The sequence below is a fragment of the Amycolatopsis sp. NPDC051128 genome (genome assembly GCF_040682715.1).
GTDB lineage: Bacteria > Actinomycetota > Actinomycetes > Mycobacteriales > Pseudonocardiaceae > Amycolatopsis.
In genome coordinates, this window is sequence record NZ_JBFBBN010000010.1 from 79,814 (window position 1) to 99,611 (window position 19,798).

Sequence of the window (19,798 nt, forward strand, 5' to 3'; positions counted from 1 at the left end):
GCGAGATCGTCGCTGGTGACGCCGGTTCCGACGTCCTAGCTCGGCGGGGTGAAGGGATTTTCGACGGGAGGCACCGGGGTGCCGGACGGCGGCGTCGGCGGATCCGGCTGGGCCGCGTAACCAGACTGAGCCGCGAAACCCGGCTGGGCCGCAAAACCCGGCTGAGCGCCGTAACCAGGCTGAGCCGCGGAGGCCTGAGCCCGCGCCGTGTACGCCTGGAACGCCCGGGCGTGGTCGCGGTTGCGCCGCTCGGCCAGCACCGCCGACAGGAACGCCCACGGCGGCACCCCGGGCGGCACCGGCGTGCCCAGCGCGTTGCCCACCTGCTGCGCGAGCCCCCAGCCGAGCGCGTGCGCCGCCTCCGGGCGCAGCTCGCCGAACCGGGCGAGGAACTGGCGGCTCGCCAGCGCGAGGTCGTCCGGGAGCCGGGTCAGGTCGAGCTGCGCCGCCCAGCCTTCGAGGCCGGGGGGCATGCCGATCGCCGAGTGGCCGCCGCTCTCCGGCACCCGATCGCGGACGACCAGCGTCCCGGCCAGGAAGTCGCCGACGCGGCGGCCGTCGGACGAGCACAGCGACACGATCACCGCGACCGCGCCGAACAGCCCGAGCGCCCAGAAGTCCACGACGAACCCGGCGAGCCCGCGGACCAGCGCGTGCCGGAACCGGATCGGCCCGCCGTCGACGCGCACCACGCGCAACCCCACGGCCATCTTGCCCAGCGACCGGCCGCGCGAGAGCGTCTCGAACAGCACCGGGTAGCCGACCATGATCAGCACCAGGAACACCAGCGCCAGGGTCAGCGCGAGCGCTTCGTCGGCGAACGGCACCGCGATCGTGAGCACGAAGATCGCGCCCACCAGCAACGCGAACTGCACGAGCACGTCCAGCGCCATCGCCAGGGCGCGGCTGGCGAGCTTGGCCACGCGCAGGTCCAGGACGACGGCTTCGCCGGTGACCAGCTCGGATTCCTCGTGCACAGACCCAGCGTAGCGGCGGACGACGCCGGATAGGCTGGGCGCGGGAGGTGCCAGCGTGGATGTGGACGTCTTCGTCGCGACGCACGCGGCCGAGTGGAACCGGCTCGGCGAGCTGACCCGGCGCGGCGGCAAGCTGACCGGGCCGGAGGCCGACGAACTGGTGACGCTCTACCAGCGGACGGCGACGCACCTGTCGATCGTCCGCTCGGTCGCGCCGGACCCGGCGCTGGTCGGCAGGCTGTCCGGGCTGGTCGCGCGCGGCCGGTCGGCGATCTCGGGGTCGCACAACCCGGCGTGGCGCGAGGTCGCGCTGTTCTTCACGCGCCGGTTCCCGGCCGCGGTGTACCTGTCGCGGCGCTGGTGGATCCCGGCGGCGCTGGTGTCGATCGCGGTGATGGCGGTGATCGCCGTCTGGGTCGCGGGCGACCCGCACGTGCGGGCGTCGATCGCGACCCCGGACGAGCTGAACGAGCTGACCAGGCCCGGCGGCGAAGCCGAAAGCTACTACTCGACCGGGCCCGCGACGTCGTTCGCGGCTCGCGTGTGGACGAACAACGCGTGGGTGGCGGCGACGTGCCTGTTCCTCGGCATCGCGCTGGGCCTGCCGGTGATCGGCGCGCTCTGGCTGAACTCGCTCAACGCCGGGCTGATCATCGGCGCGATGAGCGCGGCAGGCCGCGGCGACGTGATGATCGGCCTCCTCCTCCCGCACGGCCTCCTGGAGCTGACGGCGGTGTTCGTCGCCGCGGGCACCGGGCTCCGGCTCGGCTGGACGGTGATCGACCCCGGCCGCCGGTCGCGGACCGTGGCGCTGGCCGAGCAGGGCCGCTCGGTGGCCGTCATGGCGCTCGGCCTGGCGTGCGTGCTGCTCGTGTCCGGGATCATCGAGGCGTTCGTGACGCCGTCCGGCTGGCCGACCTGGCTCCGCGTGGGCATCGGCGTCGTGGTCGAAGTGGCTTTCCTGGTCTACGTCTTCACACTCGGACGGCGCGCGGCCCGCGAGGGCGAAGTCGGCGATCTCGACGCCCGCGACACGGGGGACGCGCTGCCCGAGTCAGCCTAGGCACGAACCCTCGAAGGCGATCGACGACGCTAGAGCCGGCCCGCCGCCTTCAGGGCCAGGTAGCGGTCCGCGAGGGCCGGTGGGAGCTCCTCCGGGACCGCGTCCACGACGCTGACCCCGTGCCGGGCCAGCCGTTCGGTCACGCGCTGACGCTCGGCCATCGTCCGCGAGGCCGCCGCCGCGTCGTACACCGCTTCCGCGTCGCCACGGCCGGCCAGCATCTCCGCCACCCGCGGGTCCGCCACCGACGCCACCACCAGCTGGTGCCGCGCGGTCAGCGAGCTGAGCACCGGGAACAGCCCCTCCTCGAGCGGCGCCGCGTCCAGGCCCGTCAGCAGCACCACCAGCGCGCGACGGCGGGTCCGCCGCAGCACTTCGGCGACCATGCCCCGCGCGTCCGTTTCGATCAGCGACGGCTCCAACGGCGCCATCGCGTTGACCAACGACGTCAGCAAAGCCGCCCCCGACGAACCCTGGACCGCCGCCCGCAGCCGCCGGTCGTACGCCAGCAGGTCGACGCGGTCGCCGGCCCGGGACGCCAGTGCCGCCAGCAGCAGCGCCGCGTCCATCGCCGCGTCGAGCCGCGGGGCGTCGCCGACCCGGCCCGCCGAGACGCGGCCCGTGTCGAGCACCAGCACCACGTGCCGGTCGCGCTCGGGCCGCCACGTCCGGACCATCACGTCCGCCGCCCGCGCCGTCGCCCGCCAGTCGATCGAGCGGACGTCGTCGCCGATGACGTACTCGCGCAGCGAGTCGAACTCCGTGCCCTGGCCGCGGATCAGCACCGCGTTGCGGCCGTCGAGCTGCTGCAGCCGCGCCAATCGCGAAGGCAGGTGCTTGCGGCTGTGGAACGGCGGCAGCACGCGGACCGTCCACGGCACCGCGTGCGAACCCTGCCGCGCCGCCAAGCCCAGCGGCCCGACCGACCGGACCGTCACCCGCGCCGCCGCCCGGTCGCCGCGCCGAGAAGGCCGCAACGCCGTCACCAGAGCCCGCCGTTCCCCCGGCGGGACGCGCACGGCGTGCCGCTCGGCAGCGCCCGTGCTCGGCGGCCACGCGTCACGCAGCTGCCCGCGCACCGTCCGGCGGCCGGGGTTCGCGACGACCAGCGTCACCTCGCACGGCTCGCCGAGCCGCACGGACGTGTCACCGGAACGAGAAAACCGCAGCGGCCGCACGCTCCCGGCCAGCACCAGATCGACGACGACCAGCATCAGCAGGACTCCGCCGACCGCGAGCAGCCCGGTGTCCGACGGCGCGAGCAGCCCGACCACGAGCGCGCCGAACAGCGCCAGCAGCCCGAGCCTTCCGGTGACGGCCATGTCAGCGCGGCACGGGCACGGACGCGAGCACGCGGTCGAGGACACCGTCCGCCGTGACGCCCTCGAGCTCGGCCTCCGGCCGCACGTCCAGACGGTGCCGCAGCGCGGGCCGCGCCAGCGCCTTGACGTCGTCGGGCGTGGTGTAGTCGCGCCCGGCGAGCCAGGCCCAGGCCCGGGCGATGGCGAGCAACGCCGTGGCGCCACGCGGCGAGACGCCGATCCGCACCGAAGGCAGCTGCCGCGTCGCCCGGCACAGGTCGACGACGTACCCGATCACCTCGGGCCCGACCGTCACGCGGGCCACCGCTTCCCGCGCGGCCGCCAGCTCGGCCGCGCCCGCGACCGGCTTCAGGCCCGCCGCCGCCAGGTTGCGCGGGTCGAAGCCCTGCGCGTGCCGCCACAGGATCCCGATCTCGTCCTCGCGCGACGGCGTCGGCATGGTGAGCTTCAGCAGGAAGCGGTCCAGCTGCGCCTCCGGCAGCGGGTAGGTGCCCTCGTACTCCACCGGGTTCTGCGTGGCGATGACGATGAACGGGTCGGGCAGCGGCCGCGACTTGCCGTCGAGCGAGACCTGCCGCTCCTCCATCGCCTCCAGCAGCGACGACTGCGTCTTCGGCGGCGTCCGGTTGATCTCGTCGGCGAGCAGCAGGTTCGTGAACACCGGCCCCTCGCGGAAGGAGAACTCGCCGCTGTGCGCGTCGTAGACGATCGACCCGGTGACGTCGCCGGGCATCAGGTCCGGCGTGAACTGCACGCGCGTGGTCTCCAGGTCCAGCGCCGCGGCCAGCGCCCGCACGAGCAGCGTCTTCGCCACGCCCGGCACGCCTTCGAGCAGCACGTGCCCCCGGCAGAGCAGCGCCAGGATCAGCCCGGTGACCGCGGCGTCGTTGCCGACGACGGCCTTGCCGACCTCGGCGCGCAGCGCGATCAGCGCGTCGCGGGCCCCGGTCGCGTTTTCGGTACCGCTGGTCAAGTTCGCCCTGCCTCTCGTTCCACCGTGTCCAGTTCGCCTGCCAGCCGGACCAGCGCCGGGTCGTCCGGCACCGGCGGGCCGTAGAGGACCGCGCCGACGTCGTTCGGGGGCCGCCCGGTCCGCGTGCTCACCGAAGCCACCAGCGCCGCCGGGTCGGCGTCGCGCGGCAGGCCCAGCGTGGTCCGCAGCCTGGCCCGGGCCATCTCACGGAGCGTCTCCCCCGCGTGCCCCGCGGCCTTCGCCCGCCGGTACAGCCGGGCGCGGCCCTCGGCGGTTTCGGCCGCGCGGACGACGACCGGCAGCGGCTCGGTGACCACCGGGCCGAGCCGCCGCGCCCGCCAGAGGGCCAGCAGCGCCACCGCGATGAACGCCTGCGTGGCGCCGTAGTACCAGCCGTCCGGGATCAGGTCGAAGATCGGCTTGCGGGTGTCGTCCAGCGCCGGGTCGGTCGCCGACGGCAGGTACCAGACGAGCTTCGGGTGCGGCCCGAGCAGGTGCAGCGCCAGCGCCGCGTTGCCCTGCTCGGCGAGCCGCGCGTTGGTCAGCGGCGCCGGCGAGCCGAGCAGCGTCGTCGTGCCGCCCGCGTCGGCGAGCTGCAGGAGCGTGCCGCCGCCGTCCTCGCCGGGGTAGCACGAGCGTGCGCCGGGCGAGGCGTATCCGATCCCGCCGAGCGTGACGTCGCCCGCCGCGATCGCCGCGGCCACCGTGCACCGCGGGTCCAGCGTGCCGACTTCGCTCTCGCCGACCGGGTGCACCAGCGGCAGCGAGTCGTCCAGCGTCGGCGCCCCCGGCGTCATGAGGACGACGTCCGCGGCGCGCTCACGCAGCGCGTCGAGCCGCTTCGCCGGCACCAGGTCCGGCTGGGTGACGAGCAGCGTCGCGTCTTCGCCGATCGCGTCGTCCGCCTCGGCCATCGTGCGCGCCGTCCGGACGTCGACGCCCTGGTCCCGCAGGAGTTTCGCGAGCGCGTGCGCGCCGTCGGGTTCGTAGGAGCCGGGTTCGAGCGCGCCGTGCGTCTGCTCGCCGCGGCCGAGCAGCAGGACGGCGGCGGCGGCGAAGATCAGGGCGACGAGGGCGAGCGGGACCCGGGCGCCACGCCAGATCCGGCGCAGGTCCGGCGAGACCGCTGTGCTCATGCCGCCTCCGCGGGAAAGAGCACGTCGGCGGGGCTCACGAGCCCGCCATGGCGACCGGCCGCGCACGGCGGCAGCGTTCGTCCAGCTCGGTCAACGCGCGGTAGGCGGCTTCGGTGCCATCGCGGCCGCCGTAGTGGACGTCGTCGAAGAGCCGCGCGCCCTGCCGCAGCTCCGTCGCGACGTCCGGCAGCAGCACCCCCGCCTCGGCAGCCGCCTCGTCGGCCGTCCGGCCGGAACGGACGTCGAGCAGCGCACGTTCCTCCAGCGCCCGCACGACGGCCCGGAAGCGATCGCGGACGGCGTCGTCGTACCGGCCGGCCGACACGGCTTCGGCGGCCGCGCGGCGGTAGTCGTCGGCGCTCTTGCGCGTCGCGCCGAAGACGGCCCGCTCGGCCTTCGCCGCGCGGGCGATCTTGCCGGTGCGCAGCCGGATCACCACGACGAGCACGATCAGCAGCACGAGGACCAGCAACAGCCCGAAGATCCCGCCCGGGACCGCCGACGACAGGCCGTCCAGCAGCTTCTCCAGCTGCTCGCCGAGCCACTGCCCGATCTGCTGCAGGAAGTTCGGGCGCGCGTCCCGGTACTTCGGGTCGGACAGCTCCTCCGCGGCGGCGCGCCGCGCGGCGTCCCGATCGATGTCGACCGGGACGTCGGTGAGCAACCCTGTCACCACGCCTGTGGCGGCTGCACTCCGGCCGCCCTGGCCAGTTCGATGTCCATGCCCTCGCGGCGCATCCGCTGGTCGAGATAGACGATCACGGTGACCAGCGCGACGAACGGGATGGTGATGGTGCCCGAGATGATCTGGCCGACCGACTGCAGCAGCAGGTCGCCGGTGTCGGGCACGACCACCCGCGACGGGTTGACGAGACCCGCGAACAGGCCGCTGCCGATGTTGAACGGAAGCTGGATGATGCTGCTGACCACCGATTCGAGCAGCCCCGCCAGCAGCAGGATGCCGAACACCCGCCAGAACGCGCCCTTGACCAGCTTGGCCGACCTCGAGAACGCCTCCCGAAGGGTGCCGCGCTCCAGCACCAGCGCCGGATTGGCCAGTGACCAGTACACGTAGGCGACGATCCCGGGAACGAAGCACAACAAGCCGCCCACTGTCGTGGCGATCGCGTAGAGAAACCCGACTCCGAGCAGCGGCAGCAGCCGCGGTCGTACCTCGCTCCAGGCGATCGCGAAGGTCACTTCACGCCCGAGCACGGCGCGGCCCATGACGGCAGCGAGCAACCCGTTCGCCACCGCCATGAACAACGTGGTCAGCAGCGCCGTCGGCACCAGCGCGAGCAGTACGTCGCCGAGGGCGCCGAACATGGCGCCGGCCACCTCCTCGTCGGTCGAGCCCGGGCCGAGGTCGGCGGTCGAGGCCAGGTTCTGCAGATCGGCGAGGACGAATTTCTGAACGAAGAACGTGATCGCGGCCGTGATCACGGCCATCACCGCGCCGATGCCGAGGATCAGCAGCGGGTGCCGGCGGATCGTGGTGATCGCGCCGTCGAGGATGTCGCCGATGTTGAGCGGCCGCAGCGCGATCACGCCGGGCTTGCCGAGCCCGTGCGGGTGCCAGCGCGGGGGCGGCGGGCCGGGCGCGTACTGCGGAGCGCCGTAGGACGGCTGTCCCGGCGGCTGCCAGCCGGGCGGCGGCTGCTGCCAGCCGGGCGGCGGCGCGGGTGGCGGCGGGGCCGGAGTGGCTTGCGGGTCCGGCGCCTGCCACCCGCGTGGCGGCGTGGCCAGTGACGCGCCGTGATCTTCCGGCGGCTTCGATTCACCCGATCCAGGAGTCGGAGCCTGGGGGATTCCCTGGCTCGGTGTCGGCGTGTCGGCGCCTCCGCCGGTGTCTGTCATCGAAGCCCCTCGCCTGCAGTGCTTGCTTACCGACACTCTCTCAGAGCCGGTTGCACCCGGCCAGACCTGGGGTGACGACCGTGCGCCGTGACTACCCGCGCACAGACGGGTGCGGGAGCACCCGTTCCCCCGATATGCTGAACGGCGGATCGGGTACCCCCGGTCCGTACCGAGACCCTTCGGGACTGCCTAGATGACGCAACCGCCCCACGGCCAGGTACCGCCTCGCGGAACCGTCCAGCCGCCGCCGGTGCCGGATGCGCAACCGGATCTTCCCTGGCTGGGCCACCCGCGCACCGTGTCCGCGCCGAAGCGCCGTTCACCGGCCGCGATGCTCGGCGTTTGCCTCGGCGCGGTGGCCGTGCTGGTACTCGGGCTGGTCGCGATCGTGGCGCTCAACCGCACCGAAGCGCCGCTCACGAACGCCAACTACCGCGACGCCCCGACGTCCCAGGACGTTCCTTCGCAGCTGCCGCCCGGCGGCGCGGGTGCCCCGGCCTCGGCGTCGAACCCCCTGCCCGAGCCGTCGACGCCCAGCGCGACCGGCCCGCAGAAGGTCCTCAAGCTCGCCGACCACCCGATCCTGCAGGATCCGAACGCGGGCCTGCAGAACCGCGTCTGCACGCTGCCGACGTGGCAGAGCACGCAGGCGGGCGCGGAAGCGTTCTTCACCGCGGCCAGCAAGTGCCTCGACGCGGCGTGGGGCCCGTTCCTCCTGGCCTACCGCCTGCCGTTCACGCCGCCGGCACTGCACTTCCCGACCGGCGCGAGCTTCGAGACCGAATGCGGCACCATCCAGGTCGGCATCGCGACCGCCGCGTACTACTGCGAAAACAACCTGTACGTCCCGTTCCGCGGCCTGCAGACCGACCAGTACGGCAACAACCCCGGCGTCTACCTGGCCCTGTTCGCCCACGAGTACGGCCACCACGTGCAGGAGGTCGCCGGGCTGATGGACGCGGCCTGGCAGAAGATCTACGAGGCCGGCCAGAACAGCCCCGCCGGGCTCGAGATGTCACGGCGCAAGGAACTGCAGGCCCAGTGCTTCTCGGGCATGTTCCTCGGCGCGCACGTCGACCAGGGCGGCACGATCGGCCGCGACATGTACAACAAGGCCTGGAACGACCAGGAGACCCGCGGCGACAACACCTCCCGCAGCCACGACCACGGCACCAACGCGCACTACGCGTCCTGGTGGCGGGCGGGGGCGACGAGCAACCGGATCGCCGACTGCAACACCTTCGCGGCGCCGTCGTCCGAGGTCAGCTGACCTTCGCGACGGGCCTCGGCCGCGGCGGCGTGCGGAGCACGAGGTAGACGTACATCCCGCCGGAGAAGCAGGCGAACACGAGCAGCGCCAGCCCGAGCGGGCGCCGCGCGTCCGACGAGCCCGCCGACGTGTCCGCTTCGCGGACGGCGACCGCGCCCTGGTCGGGCAGCACCTCCGGCACGCCGACGTCGATGCGCTCGCCCTGGCCGTGCCCGCAGCCGTTGAGCGTGCCCTCGTGGGTCTTCCCGGCGACGGTGAACCGCACGGTCTCGACGGCGTCCGGCTTGTCGCACGGCGCCGGCTTGGTGACTTCGGCCTGCACCGGCGCGCCGAGGTCGTCGTTGGCGATGCCCAGCAGCCCGGGCCCGGCCAGCCACGCGAGCAGCACGACGAGCACGCCCGCCGCGGCGGGGATCGCCACCGTGGGCCACTTCAGGGCGAGGGATCGCGGGGGCACCTGGTCATGGTTCCAGATCCGGCGGGCAAAACCCAGGCGCTCGCCGCCGCGGCCGTCACCGCTGCTGGATCTTCTCCGCCTGGGTGACCTTCTTGACGTAGAGCAGCTTGTCGCCGGGTTCGATGGCGTCGGCCTGCGGGGCGTCGACGCGGTAGAGGACGCCGTCGCGGACCACCCCGAGGACGATGTCCGGCAGGTGCCGTGGCGACCCGCCCTCCTCCGACGGCTCGACCGGCCGCTCGGCGATCGTCAGGCCTGATTCAGGAGTGAGCAGGTCCTCCATGATGTCCACGACCAGCGGCGTCGACGTCGCCATGCCGAGCAGCCGCCCGGCCGTCTCGCTGGACACCACGACCTGGTTGGCGCCCGACTGCTTGAGCAGGTGGACGTTCTCCGCCTCCCGCACCGACGCCACGATGTGCGCCTTCGGCGCCAGTTCGCGGGCGGTGAGCGTGACGAGGACCGCCGTGTCGTCGCGGTTGGGGGCGACGACGACCGCGCGCGCGTGCTCGACCGCGGCGACGCGCAGGACGTCCGCCCGGGTGGCCGAGCCGTGCACGGCGACGAGGCCGAGCACGCTCGCCTGGTCGAGGGCCTGCTGGTCGGTGTCCACGACGACGATCTGGCCCGGGGAGACGTTCTCGTCGCCGAGCAGCGCGTTGACGGCGGACCGGCCCTTGGTGCCGAACCCGACGACGACCGTGTGGTCGCGCACCTTCGTCCTCCACTTCTGGATCTTGAACGCCTGCCGGGAGCGCTCAGTGAGCACTTCCAGGGTGGTCCCGACCAGGACGATGAGGAAGAGCACCCGCAGCGGAGTGATCACCAGCACGTTCACCAGCCGGGCGGACGACGTGGCCGGCGCGATGTCGCCGTAGCCGGTGGTCGACAGCGAAACGGTCGCGTAGTAGAGGCTGTCCAGCAGGGACAGACCGTCACCGTTCGCGTCGCGGTAGCCGTCGCGATCGAGGTAGACGATGATCACCGTGGCCAGCAGCGCGAGTGTCGCGCCGATGATCCGCTTCACGATCGCGCGGAGCGGGCTGACCGTCAGCTCGGGCATCCGCAGGATGCCGACGAGTTCGTGGTCGGGCCGATCGGTGAGACTGCCCAGCGGAAACCGCTTCAGGGCCTTCATGCGTCCGCTCCCGGCGGCGGATGGTGGCCGGCGTCACTCACGCCCGCAGGATAGCCGAACCGGGTGACGGGCCGCCGCGTGGAACGATGAGGTCATGGCTACCCCGGCTCCTTCCCCACGGCCCGCGCACCTCCTGGCCGGACTGCTGACCCTCGGCGGTCTCATGCACTTCGTGAAGCCGAAGCCGTACGACGCGCAGATCCCCGCTTCCCTTCCCGGCTCCGCACGGACGTGGACGTACGCCTCCGGCGTCGCCGAAATCGGTGTCGCCGCAGCGATCGCCGCGCCGCGCACCCGCCGCCTCGGCGGGCTGGCCGCGGCACTGCTGTTCGTCGCCATCTTCCCGGCGAACGTGAAGATGGCCGTCGACGCGCAGCGCAAGCAGGCCCCGGCAAAGTTCCGCGCGATCACGCTCGGCCGCCTCCCGCTGCAGTGGCCCCTGGTGGCCTGGTCCCTGAAAGTCCGCGACTCGGCGTGATCCGGGCCGTAACCCGCGTGATTGAAGCCGTGACTCGCGTGATTGAAGCCGGATCTCGCGAGTTACGGGCCCAATCACGCCAGTTACGGCGCCAATCACGCGAGTTACGGGTCTGATCACGCTTCGGGGATGTCGCGGAGGAGCTTGCGGAGTCCTTCCGCGTCCAGGAGGTCTGCCGGGCGGATCGTGCGATTCGCGCGGACGTAGTGGAACGCCGCGCGGACCCGCTCCACCGGGACGTTCTTCAACGCCGCCCACGCGATCCGGTACGCCGCCAGCTGGACCGCCAGTGCCGGGAGCCGGGACTCCGCCGGGACCGCGCCGGTCTTCCAGTCGACCACCGTCCAGCCGCCGTCGGGGTCGGCGAAGACCGCGTCCATGCGGCCGCGCAGGGTGATGCCCTCGACGTCGGCCGAGAACGTCACCTCCACCGCCACCGGCACTCGGGACGCCCACTCGCTCTTCTCGAACTCCGTCTGCAGCTCTTCGAAGTGCGCGTCGGGGGCCTCGCCGAAGTCGGCCGCGCCCGGGAGGTCGTCGATCTCGATGAGCTGGTCGCCCGCGAACCGGCGTTCCAGCCAGCCGTGGAACTCGGTGCCGCGGCGGGCGAAGCTGTTGGGCTCCACCGGAAGCGGCCGGCGCAGGTCCGTCGCCAGCCGGTCGGCGTCCTCGGCCAGCGCGACCAGCTGGCTCACCGAAAGCCGCGACGGCAGCGGGACCAGCTTGACGTGGTCGTCCTTGCGCGCCCACTCCTCGAGCAGCACGTCCGTGTCGGTCAGCCAGCCGTCGGGATCGTCCTCTTCGGACTCCTCCTCGTCGGCGGGGGAAGCCAGCGCCTCGGACACCAGCTCCACCCCGGTCTGCACGCCGGTGCGGCGGTCGGCCAGCGGATCCACCGGCCACCGGGACGTCCGCGAGTCCGACACCAGCGGGTTCTGGTCGTCCACCGACGGCTCCGGCGCCCACTCGGCGAGCTGCCCGACGCCCGTTTCGCGCAGGACGTCGGCGATCTCGGTCAGGAACTCCGACGGCCCCTTCGCCCGGCTGCTGCTCTCGTTCCACCAGTGCCCGGACACGATCAGCGCGTGCTCGGACCGCGTCAGCGCGACGTAGCAGAGCCGCCGCTCCTCCGACTGCTCCCGCTCGACGAACCCGGCTTCGTGCAGCTCCAGTCCTTCTTGGACTTCTTTGCGGTCTTGACCTTCGGCGATCCGCAGCTCCGGCAGGTCCGCCGAGTCGCCTCGCAACGCCGCGGGCAGCGACGTCGCGGTCCGCAGCCACGACGACGACCGCCGCCGTCCGGGGAACACCTCGTGCACCAGGTGCGGGACGGCGACGACCTGCCACTCGAGGCCCTTCGCCGAGTGCACGGTGAGCACCTGCACGCGGTCCGGCACGACCTCGACCTCGCCCGGGGTGAGCCCGTCTTCGGCGTGCGCGGCCGTGTTCAGGTAGTCCACAAAGGACAACAACGTCGCCGTCGGCGCCGTCTCGGCGTAGTCCACGACGACCTCGGCGAACGCGTCCAGGTGCGCGCGCCCGGCGGATCCCGGCCGCGCCAGCGACTCCACGTCCAGGAGCATCGTGCGCTCGACGTCGGCGACCAGCTCCGGCAGCGACTGGTCGAGCCGCCGCCGCAACGCGGAAAGCTCCCAGCCGATCCGCCGGATGCGCTGGTAGCCCTCGTCGGAATACCGTGCCGGGTCCCCGGGTTCGTCGATCGCGTCGATCAGCCCGGCCTGCTCGACGCGCTCCACGACCAGCTCGGGAGCGTCCGAAGTGGACTTCTCGGGGCTCGACAGCTCCCCGGCCCGCCGCCACAGCGCGGCGACGTCGGCGGCCGCCAGCCGCCAGCGCGCGCCGGTCAGCAGCCGTGCCGCGGCGCTGCCCGACAACGGATCCGCGAGCACCTTCAACGTCGACACGAGGTCCGCGACCTCGGGCTCGTCCAGCAGCCCGCCGAGCCCGACGACCTCGACCGGCAGGCCGCGCGCCCGCAACTCGGCGGCGATCGGGGCCATGTCGGCGCGGCGCCGCACCAGCACCGCGGCGGTCGGCGGCTTGCCGGTCTGCTCCTGCACGGCGTGCCAGCGCCGGGCCAGCGCGTCGGCCACCCACTCGCGTTCCGCGCGGACGTCCGGCAGCAGCGCGCACGCGATGTCCGCGGGACCCGCGCCTTCGCGCGCCCGCAGCCGTTCGACGCCGAGGCCGCGTGCGCGCAGCGGCTCGGCGATCGCGTTGGCGAGCTCGAGGATCTCCGGCGGGTTGCGGAAGCTGGTCAGCAGCCCGAAATCGTGCGCGGGCACCAGGCCTTCGCCGTCGAACCGCGGGAAGTCCGTGGTGAACCGCGGCAGGTTGGCCGCGCTGGCCCCGCGCCAGCCGTAGATCGCCTGGGCCGGGTCGCCGACCGCGGTCACCGGCATCGGCTGGTTCTCGACGCCGCCGAACAGCGCCCGCAACAGCACGCGCTGGGCGTGCCCGGTGTCCTGGTACTCGTCGAGCAGCACGGCGCCGAAGCGCTCCCGCTCACCCCGGACGACCGACGGGTAGCCGCTCGCCAGCTGGGCGGCCAGCGACATCTGGTCGGCGAAGTCCAGCGCGCCTTCGTTGCGCTTGCGCCGGTGGTAGGCCTCCACGAGCGGCAGCAGCGCGAGCCGGAAGTGCTGCGCCGCCATGATTTCGGTGAGCTTCTGCGGCAGCGCGGCCCGCTGCCCCTTGGCGCGCGGCGCGTTCTCGATGACGCGGCACATCCACGTCGTGTACTCGGCCAGCTCGTCGGTCGACACCAGGTGCTCGCCGAGTTCGCCGGCCAGCGCCAGGACGTCCGCGGTCACCGTCGGCGGGACGCGGTCGGTGTCCAGCTCATTGTCCCAAGTGGACACGACGCGGTGGGCGAGCTGCCACGACGACGTCTCCGACAACAGCCGCACGCCGGGCTGCACCGGCAGCCGGAGCCCGTGCTCGGACAGCAGCCGCCCGGCGTAGGCGTGGTAGGTGAGCACTGTCGGCTCGCCGGCGACCACAGTGGACCGCAGCCCGCCGGTGGGGTCGAGCCGGTCCAGCAGCCCGGAGCCGGCGAGCCGCCGCAGCCGCGCGCGGACGCGTTCGCCGAGCTGGCGCGCGGCCTTGCGGGTGAACGTCAGGCCGAGCACGCGGTCGGGGCTGACGATCCCGTTCGCCACCAGCCAGACCACGCGCGCGGCCATGGTCTCGGTCTTGCCCGCGCCGGCCCCGGCGACGACCAGCGACGGCTCGACCGGCGCGGCGATCACGGTGGCCTGTTCGGGGGTCGGGCGGTGCAGGCCGAGCGCGTCGGCGAGTTCGGCGGGCTCGACCGGGTTCGCGATGACGAGCGGGCTCACGCGCCCACTCCGCACGGGCTTGCTGAACTCACCAGCTGGTTCACGGTCCCGGCACCTGCCTGCCCTCAGGCCGCAGCGGGCAACACCCTCGCGCGGGACACCGGTCGCAGTCGGGGTTCTCCTGCGCCTGGTAGTCCGGCCCGGACGCGGAGGCGGCCGCGTTCCGGACCAGCTCCAGCCACTGCCTGCCGCCCGTTTCGTCCATCGGCGGCTGGGACCGTTCGGTGGATCCGGTCTTGTTGTTGGCCTTCGCGACGTACACCAGCCGCGCCCCGCCGGCCTCCGTCCGGCCCTCGATCGCGCCGAGCAGCACCGCCAGCTGGTAGGCCGCCAGCTGTGGGTGCGCTTCGGCGTCCGCGGCGGACACCGGGACCTTGCCGGTCTTGATGTCGACGATCACCGGGCGGCCTTCGCTGTCGAGCTCGACCCGGTCGACGCGGCCGCGCAGCAGCACCCGGACCTCGTCCTCGCCGCCGGCCGGCAGCTCGACCTCGATGTCCTGCTCGACGCCGGATTCCTTCAGCTCCGCCCGGCTGCGTTCCAGCCAGGTCGTGAAGTTGCGAAGCATCTGCTCGACGCGACGACGCTCGCGCCGGGAGAACCACGGCGCGCCCGCGTCGACGCGCACCCACGCCTCGTCCAAAGCGGCCTGCAGTTCGGCGTCGGTGCTGCCGGACGCGACGGCCTGGGCGAGCCCGTGCACCAGCGTCCCCGTCACCGCCGCCAGCTGCGCCGGGTCGCTGCCGCCGTGCCGCTCGATCATCCAGCGCAGCGGGCACTTCGTCAGGATCTCCACTGTGGACGGTGAGATCCGGATCAGGTCGCCGGGCGGGTGCACCGGCGTGCCGGTGGACGCCGGGAGCAGGCCGTACCACGTGCTCGGGTGCGCGCCGGGCACGCGAGCCTCGGCCAGCCGCGCGAGCTGCTTGGCCGCACGACGTCGACGCGAAGGGTCGGCCTTGTCGTCGCAGACGACCTCGCGCAGCTCCCCCACCAGCTCGGCGAGCACCAGCGACCGGCCCGGCGGCTTCATCCGCGAGTCGAGCCCACCGTCGTCGGCGCCGTTCTCCTCCAGGTCGTCGAGGAACCGCGACGGCTGCTCGTCCTCCCCCGACACCGCGGTGACCAGGAGTGTCTGCTTCGCCCGGCTCATCGCGAGGTAGAACAGGCGCCGCTCCTCGGCGAGGATCGGCGCGGTCTGGGACACGGCGTCGTCGTCGACGCCCGCCATCAGGTCCTTGAGCCGCTCCACGCCGAGCACCGAACCGCGCAGCCGCAGGTCCGGCCAGGCGCCCTCCTGGACACCGGCGACGGCGACGACCGTCCACTCGCGACCCGCGGCGGAGTGGGCGGTCAGCAGCGAGACGCCGTCGGCGGGGACGGCGGCCGGGGCGAGCGTGTCGCCCGCGATCTGTTGCGCGCCAAGGTAATCCGCGAAGGAGGCGACACCGGAGCGGGGCAGCCGGTCGACGTACCGGCCGGCCGCGTCGAACAGCGCGACGACGGCGTCGAGGTCGCGATCGGCCTGCGCGCCCAGCGATCCACCGCGTTCGACCTGCTTCAGCAGTTTCTGTTCCAGCCCGCTTTCGCGCCACAGCTGCCACAGCACCTGCTCGACGCCGTCGCCGCGGGCCACGGCCTGGTGCGTCACGCGCAGCAGCCCGCCGACGCGCCGCACCGGCTCGGCCTCGGCGTCGGCCAGCCCGGCGAGGATGTCCCCGCCGCGCAACGCTTCGACGAGCAGTTCGTCGCTCGAGCGCTGGCCGCCGCCGGCCAGTTCGAGCCGCCGCAGGCCGCGCCGCAACCGGCGCAGCGCCAAAGGATCCGCCCCACCGAGCGCCGACGACAGCAGCATCTCGGCGAGGTCGATGTCGAGCAACTCCGGCGAAGGCGCGAGCTTCAGCACGGCCAGCAGCGGCCGGACCGCGGGCTGGCGCGCCAGCGGCAGCTCCTCGGTGGCCGACCCGATCGGGACGCCCGCCGCGCGCAAAGCGCGTTGCAGCACCAGGAAGGTCCGCGCGGGCGACCGGACGAGCACCGCGATCTCCGACCACGGCACGCCGTCGACGAGGTGCGCGCGCCGGAGCTGGTCGGCGATCCAGCTCGCTTCGGCGGCCGGCGTCGGCATCACGCGGACCCGCACGGTGCCCCCGGAAGCACCCGCGGGCGGGACGATCTTGCGGTGCGGCGACGCGCCCGGCAGCGTCGCGCCGATCTTCGCGACCGCCAGGCGCACCGCCGGGGCGAGCCGGTGGGACGTCGTGAGCGTGACGGTCCGGCTGCCGTCCGGGTCGGCGTCGGCGAACAGGCTCGCGTCGGCCCCACGGAAGGAGAACACGTTCTGGTCGGGGTCACCGGCCACGACGAACTCGGCGGCGGTGTGCCCGATCATCCGGACCAGGCCGGTCTGCAGCGGGTCGAGGTGGTGGGCGTCGTCGACGAACAGATGCCGCACGCGGGTGCGCTCGCGCTCCCGCAGCTCGTCGTCGTCCTCCAGGGCGAGCAGCGCGGAGGTGACCAGCTCGGCGGCGTCCAGCGCGGGCGCGCTCGCCACGCCCAGCGCGTTGCCGCCCGCACCCTGCAGCTGCGTGACCTCTTCGTACTGCGCCCAGAACTGCCCCGCGGCGATCCATTCCTCGCGGCCCCGGCGGCGGCCCAGCTCGGCGAGGTCCGCCGGGCCGAGCCCGCGCTCGGCCGCGCGCATCAGCAGGTCGCGCAGTTCCTCGGCGAAACCGGGGACCATCAGGGCCGGCCGCAGCTGTTCCGGCCAGTACTCGGCCTCCTCGTCGAGGTCGCCCGCCAGCAGTTCGCGGACGACGACGTCCTGTTCGGCGCCGGCGAGCAGCCGGGGCGCCGGGAGTTCTTCGGCGTTGGCTTCCAGCCGCAGCAGCGAGTAGGCGTAGGAGTGGACGGTGCGCACCAGCGGTTCGCGGACGGTCCGGGGCAGCGGCCGCGCCAGGTCGGGGTCGGCGGTCAGCCGCCGCGTGATGTCGGCACGCAGCGCGTCGGCGGCCTTGCGGGACGTGGTGAGCACCAGCACGCTCTCCGGGTCGGCGCCCTCGGCGATGCGGCGCGTGGCGGCCGAGGCCAGCAACGTCGTCTTGCCGGTGCCGGGACCGCCGAGCACGCGGAGGAAACCCCCGGGTGCGGAGAGCACCCGCCGGGCGCCTTCGTCCCAGGTGAACGTGGGTGAGCCGACGATCGGCGGGCGCACCAGCCGCGCGTCCGCCCGTCCCGTTCGCCTCCCGTGCACCCCGCGATGGAACCACGCCCGGTCCCCCGGGTGGTGCACCGGCACGGCTTGACAACAGGCGAGTGCGGTGAAGGCGCCGCATGGTGCGCCGGGCGGCTGCGGAATGAGGCTTATTTTGGTTAGCCCGGCGCAACGGGCTGTGACTTGCCTGCGAAGAGCGACTCTTGCGCCGGGCGACGGCAGAATAAGCCTCACTGTGTCGGTGGTGTCCGGCAGAGTGTCGGGTATGGACGACGTTCTGCACGAGCGAGTGCGGGAAATCATCGAGTCGGTACCGGCCGGCACGGTCGCGACGTACGGCGACGTCGCGGCGCTCGCCGGAGCGCCTTCGCCGCGGATGGTCGGCGCGATCCTCGCCGAGGACGGGCACGACCTGCCGTGGCACCGCATCCTGCGCGCGAACGGCACCCCGGCGCCGCACCTGGTGCACGACCAGCTCGAACGGCTGCGCGCGGAAGGCGTGCTGGCCGACGGCCAGCGCGTCGACCTGCGCAAGTACCGGTGGAAACCGGACGGCGCCGAGGACCCCGGCCCGGAGGGACTGTTCTAGGCGCCCCCGCGGCTTCGGGTGGGGTCTTGAAGCCCTTGACGATCAGCCAGACGCCCAGTGAGAACTCCCACAGTGCGATGGGAACCGCGGCGGGATCGGACCCGCCCGCGACGAGGGCGGTCATCCTCGAAGGGGCCGTCGGGGCTTGATCCGCCGCGATGTCGCGAATGATGGCCATGTTCGCTCCTCGGTCGGATCGAAGTGCGACCTCCCCGCCGTCCTCAACCACGGCGGGGGAAGCTGAACCCTCTGGCCAGCAGCCAGATCGGGAGGATCAGCTCGAAGAGGCCGCCCGGCACCAGCGCGGTGAGCCCGATGCCCCGGGTGACGTCGAGGACGCCGAACAGGTCCAGCACGCACCCGGCCAGCAGCGTCGGATAGCCGATGACACCGAACCACACGATCCAGCGCGGGACGAGCCTGGATCGGTGGAGCAGGGCTGTCATGCACATGCCCGCCGCGGTGTTGACCAGGTAGATCATCAGGACGGCGGTGCCGTGCTGCGCCCGCAGCAGCGCGCCGAGGCTCGGCGACGCGGCTCCCTCGACCGTGCCGTCGGCCAGTCGCGCCGCGAGTTCGATCGCCAGGAGCGGGACGGCGAGGTAGAACAGGCTGGCGGCGAGTTCGGCGACGCGGAAGCCGACGTGTGCCAGAGCGAGTGCTTCGCCGTGGCGTTTGAGGAGTGGGTACAGCAGGACGGCGATGCCCACGACCCCGAACTGCCCGGCCACCAGCACGGCGCCCGTGGCCAGGGCGGTGGTGTGCGCGGAGGCGCCGGTCAGGAAGTCGGACCGGTCGAGGACGCCGGCGTTGAGCGCGTCGGCGAAGACGAACGCGATGGTGACGGCGAGGAAGAGCAGCCCGACCAGTGCGGCCGTCTTCCTGGTGGACGCGGTCGTCGGGTCGTCCGGCGGTGCCGTCCGCGGGTCGGTGGCGGTCGGTGGGCGTGCCTTTTCCGGTGCGGACATCGGAGTTCACCCTCGGGTCGACGGGATGGGATCGGGCTGCGGCGCCGGTCGGCGCGGGGTGAGGCGGGGACCCCGGATCACGAGCCACAGCGCCAGCAGGAATTCACCGATGAAGGTGTAGGAGCCGATGGACGGCCACGCGCCGGGGGACAACACGACGCCGACGCTGTCGATCAGGTAGCCGGCCCCGGCGATGGCCAGCAGGACGCCGAGGAACCGGGGAACATAGCCGGACCGGTAGGACAGGTAGCCGAGGGCGAACAGGTGCGCGGCGAACAGGATGAGGGCGACGTTCCACAGGTCGTCGAACGCGGTGATCCCCAGCAGCACCTGGGCGTGCGCCTGATCCGCACCGGACACCGGGACGTGGTCCCCGTCGCCGAGCAGGCGCAGCACGTCGAGCAGGCGCGCGATCGCGACCATGAACACGCCCGCGTACACGAGCCTGAACGCCGCCGCGAGCAGCGACAGGCTCTCGCTCACCGGTCTGAACACCCGGTACAGGCCCCAGGCCACCACGACGTCGAGCACGATCACCAGGAACAGGCACAGGATCCCGAACCGGAACAAACCTTCCGACGCCGCGATGTCCGCAGCCGTCCGCTCCGCGTCCCCCGGTGTCACCGCGCCGTCCACGGCGACGAACTTCGCGAAGCCCGCCAGCACGGACATGAGCAGCAGAGCGACACCCGCGGTGACGGCGGCCGCGCGGATCGTCAGGTTCGCCCCACCTTCCTCTACGGGAAGGGACGGCCGCGGCCCCGAGGCAGAAGGTTTCCGAGGGTCGATTGTCATCGACTTCCCCTCACGGGAGGTCTGAGGTCGGTCATCCGGCGGCATGCCGGAGCCGGCGCACATGCGGACGTGTCGCGGCATCCCCGGGGTTCTTGGGCGTCGACGCCGGTGAAGGCGTCGAGGGCCGAGCGTGAGGCCAGGTGCCGCGGTCAAATTCTGTACGCCGTACAGACCGTGTGCCTCGTCCAGGGGGAATGTC

General features: G+C 73.1%; 16 protein-coding genes. 4 read left to right on the plus strand and 12 right to left on the minus strand.

The window, feature by feature from the left end:
• Positions 1-35: 35 nt before the first annotated feature.
• A complete protein-coding gene (locus AB0M82_RS13740) occupies positions 36-977 on the minus strand; it encodes an RDD family protein (protein WP_364721174.1) in 942 nt (313 codons plus the stop codon).
• A 55-nt stretch (positions 978-1,032) separates the two neighbouring features.
• Here AB0M82_RS13740 and AB0M82_RS13745 point away from each other — a divergent pair, with 55 nt between their 5' ends.
• Complete coding sequence (locus AB0M82_RS13745; protein WP_364721177.1) at positions 1,033-2,040, plus strand: stage II sporulation protein M; 1,008 nt, start codon at positions 1,033-1,035, stop codon at positions 2,038-2,040.
• Positions 2,041-2,069: 29 nt separating this feature from the next.
• On the opposite strand, the gene AB0M82_RS13750 is transcribed toward AB0M82_RS13745, so the two are convergent.
• Genes AB0M82_RS13750 through AB0M82_RS13770 form a run of 5 tightly spaced genes read right to left on the minus strand, consistent with a single transcriptional unit; the run spans position 2,070 to position 7,328 of the window.
• Entirely contained in the window at positions 2,070-3,362 is a 1,293-nt protein-coding gene (locus tag AB0M82_RS13750) for a DUF58 domain-containing protein (protein WP_364721179.1), read from the minus strand.
• Between the two features lies 1 nt (position 3,363).
• Complete coding sequence (locus tag AB0M82_RS13755) at positions 3,364-4,335, minus strand: MoxR family ATPase (RefSeq protein ID WP_364721182.1); 972 nt, start codon at positions 4,333-4,335, stop codon at positions 3,364-3,366.
• Complete coding sequence (locus AB0M82_RS13760; protein WP_364721185.1) at positions 4,332-5,471, minus strand: DUF4350 domain-containing protein; 1,140 nt, start codon at positions 5,469-5,471, stop codon at positions 4,332-4,334. Before AB0M82_RS13760 ends, AB0M82_RS13755 begins: the two co-directional genes overlap by 4 nt.
• Positions 5,472-5,505: 34 nt before the next feature.
• Entirely contained in the window at positions 5,506-6,144 is a 639-nt protein-coding gene (locus AB0M82_RS13765; RefSeq protein ID WP_364721445.1) for a DUF4129 domain-containing protein, read from the minus strand.
• Positions 6,141-7,328, minus strand: a complete 1,188-nt coding sequence (locus tag AB0M82_RS13770; protein WP_364721188.1) for a hypothetical protein — start codon at positions 7,326-7,328, stop codon at positions 6,141-6,143. Before AB0M82_RS13770 ends, AB0M82_RS13765 begins: the two co-directional genes overlap by 4 nt.
• Positions 7,329-7,578: 250 nt before the next feature.
• Between AB0M82_RS13770 and AB0M82_RS13775 the strand changes: the two genes are divergently transcribed.
• Positions 7,579-8,598 (plus strand): neutral zinc metallopeptidase, encoded by a 1,020-nt coding sequence (locus AB0M82_RS13775; RefSeq protein WP_364721447.1) that lies wholly within the window; start codon positions 7,579-7,581, stop codon positions 8,596-8,598.
• Here the strand turns inward: AB0M82_RS13775 and AB0M82_RS13780 are convergent.
• Both AB0M82_RS13780 and AB0M82_RS13785 read right to left on the minus strand, forming a co-directional pair.
• The gene (locus AB0M82_RS13780; protein WP_364721449.1) at positions 8,591-9,019 is read right to left on the minus strand and encodes a hypothetical protein; all 429 of its coding nucleotides are present in this window, start codon (positions 9,017-9,019) and stop codon (positions 8,591-8,593) included. The genes AB0M82_RS13775 and AB0M82_RS13780 overlap by 8 nt on opposite strands.
• Positions 9,020-9,110: 91 nt before the next feature.
• The gene (locus AB0M82_RS13785; RefSeq protein WP_364721191.1) at positions 9,111-10,193 is read right to left on the minus strand and encodes a potassium channel family protein; all 1,083 of its coding nucleotides are present in this window, start codon (positions 10,191-10,193) and stop codon (positions 9,111-9,113) included.
• A gap of 94 nt (positions 10,194-10,287) precedes the next feature.
• Between AB0M82_RS13785 and AB0M82_RS13790 the strand changes: the two genes are divergently transcribed.
• Positions 10,288-10,671, plus strand: coding sequence for a hypothetical protein (locus tag AB0M82_RS13790; protein ID WP_364721193.1), 384 nt, complete (start codon positions 10,288-10,290; stop codon positions 10,669-10,671).
• Between the two features lie 116 nt (positions 10,672-10,787).
• Here the strand turns inward: AB0M82_RS13790 and AB0M82_RS13795 are convergent, their stop codons facing one another.
• Positions 10,788-14,033: an ATP-dependent DNA helicase gene (locus AB0M82_RS13795; RefSeq protein ID WP_364721196.1), complete on the minus strand. Its 3,246-nt coding sequence runs from the start codon at positions 14,031-14,033 to the stop codon at positions 10,788-10,790.
• Positions 14,034-14,073: 40 nt separating this feature from the next.
• Complete coding sequence (locus AB0M82_RS13800; protein WP_364721451.1) at positions 14,074-17,247, minus strand: ATP-dependent DNA helicase; 3,174 nt, start codon at positions 17,245-17,247, stop codon at positions 14,074-14,076.
• A 265-nt stretch (positions 17,248-17,512) separates the two neighbouring features.
• On the opposite strand from AB0M82_RS13800, the gene AB0M82_RS13805 reads away from it, so the two are divergent.
• On the plus strand, positions 17,513-17,836 hold the full coding sequence (locus AB0M82_RS13805; protein WP_364721198.1) for an MGMT family protein: 324 nt from the start codon (positions 17,513-17,515) through the stop codon (positions 17,834-17,836).
• A 221-nt stretch (positions 17,837-18,057) separates the two neighbouring features.
• Here the strand turns inward: AB0M82_RS13805 and AB0M82_RS13810 are convergent, their stop codons facing one another.
• Positions 18,058-18,804, minus strand: a complete 747-nt coding sequence (locus tag AB0M82_RS13810; RefSeq protein ID WP_364721200.1) for a DUF4386 domain-containing protein — start codon at positions 18,802-18,804, stop codon at positions 18,058-18,060.
• Between the two features lie 6 nt (positions 18,805-18,810).
• The gene (locus tag AB0M82_RS13815) at positions 18,811-19,599 is read right to left on the minus strand and encodes a DUF4386 domain-containing protein (RefSeq protein WP_364721202.1); all 789 of its coding nucleotides are present in this window, start codon (positions 19,597-19,599) and stop codon (positions 18,811-18,813) included.
• Positions 19,600-19,798: the final 199 nt, after the last annotated feature.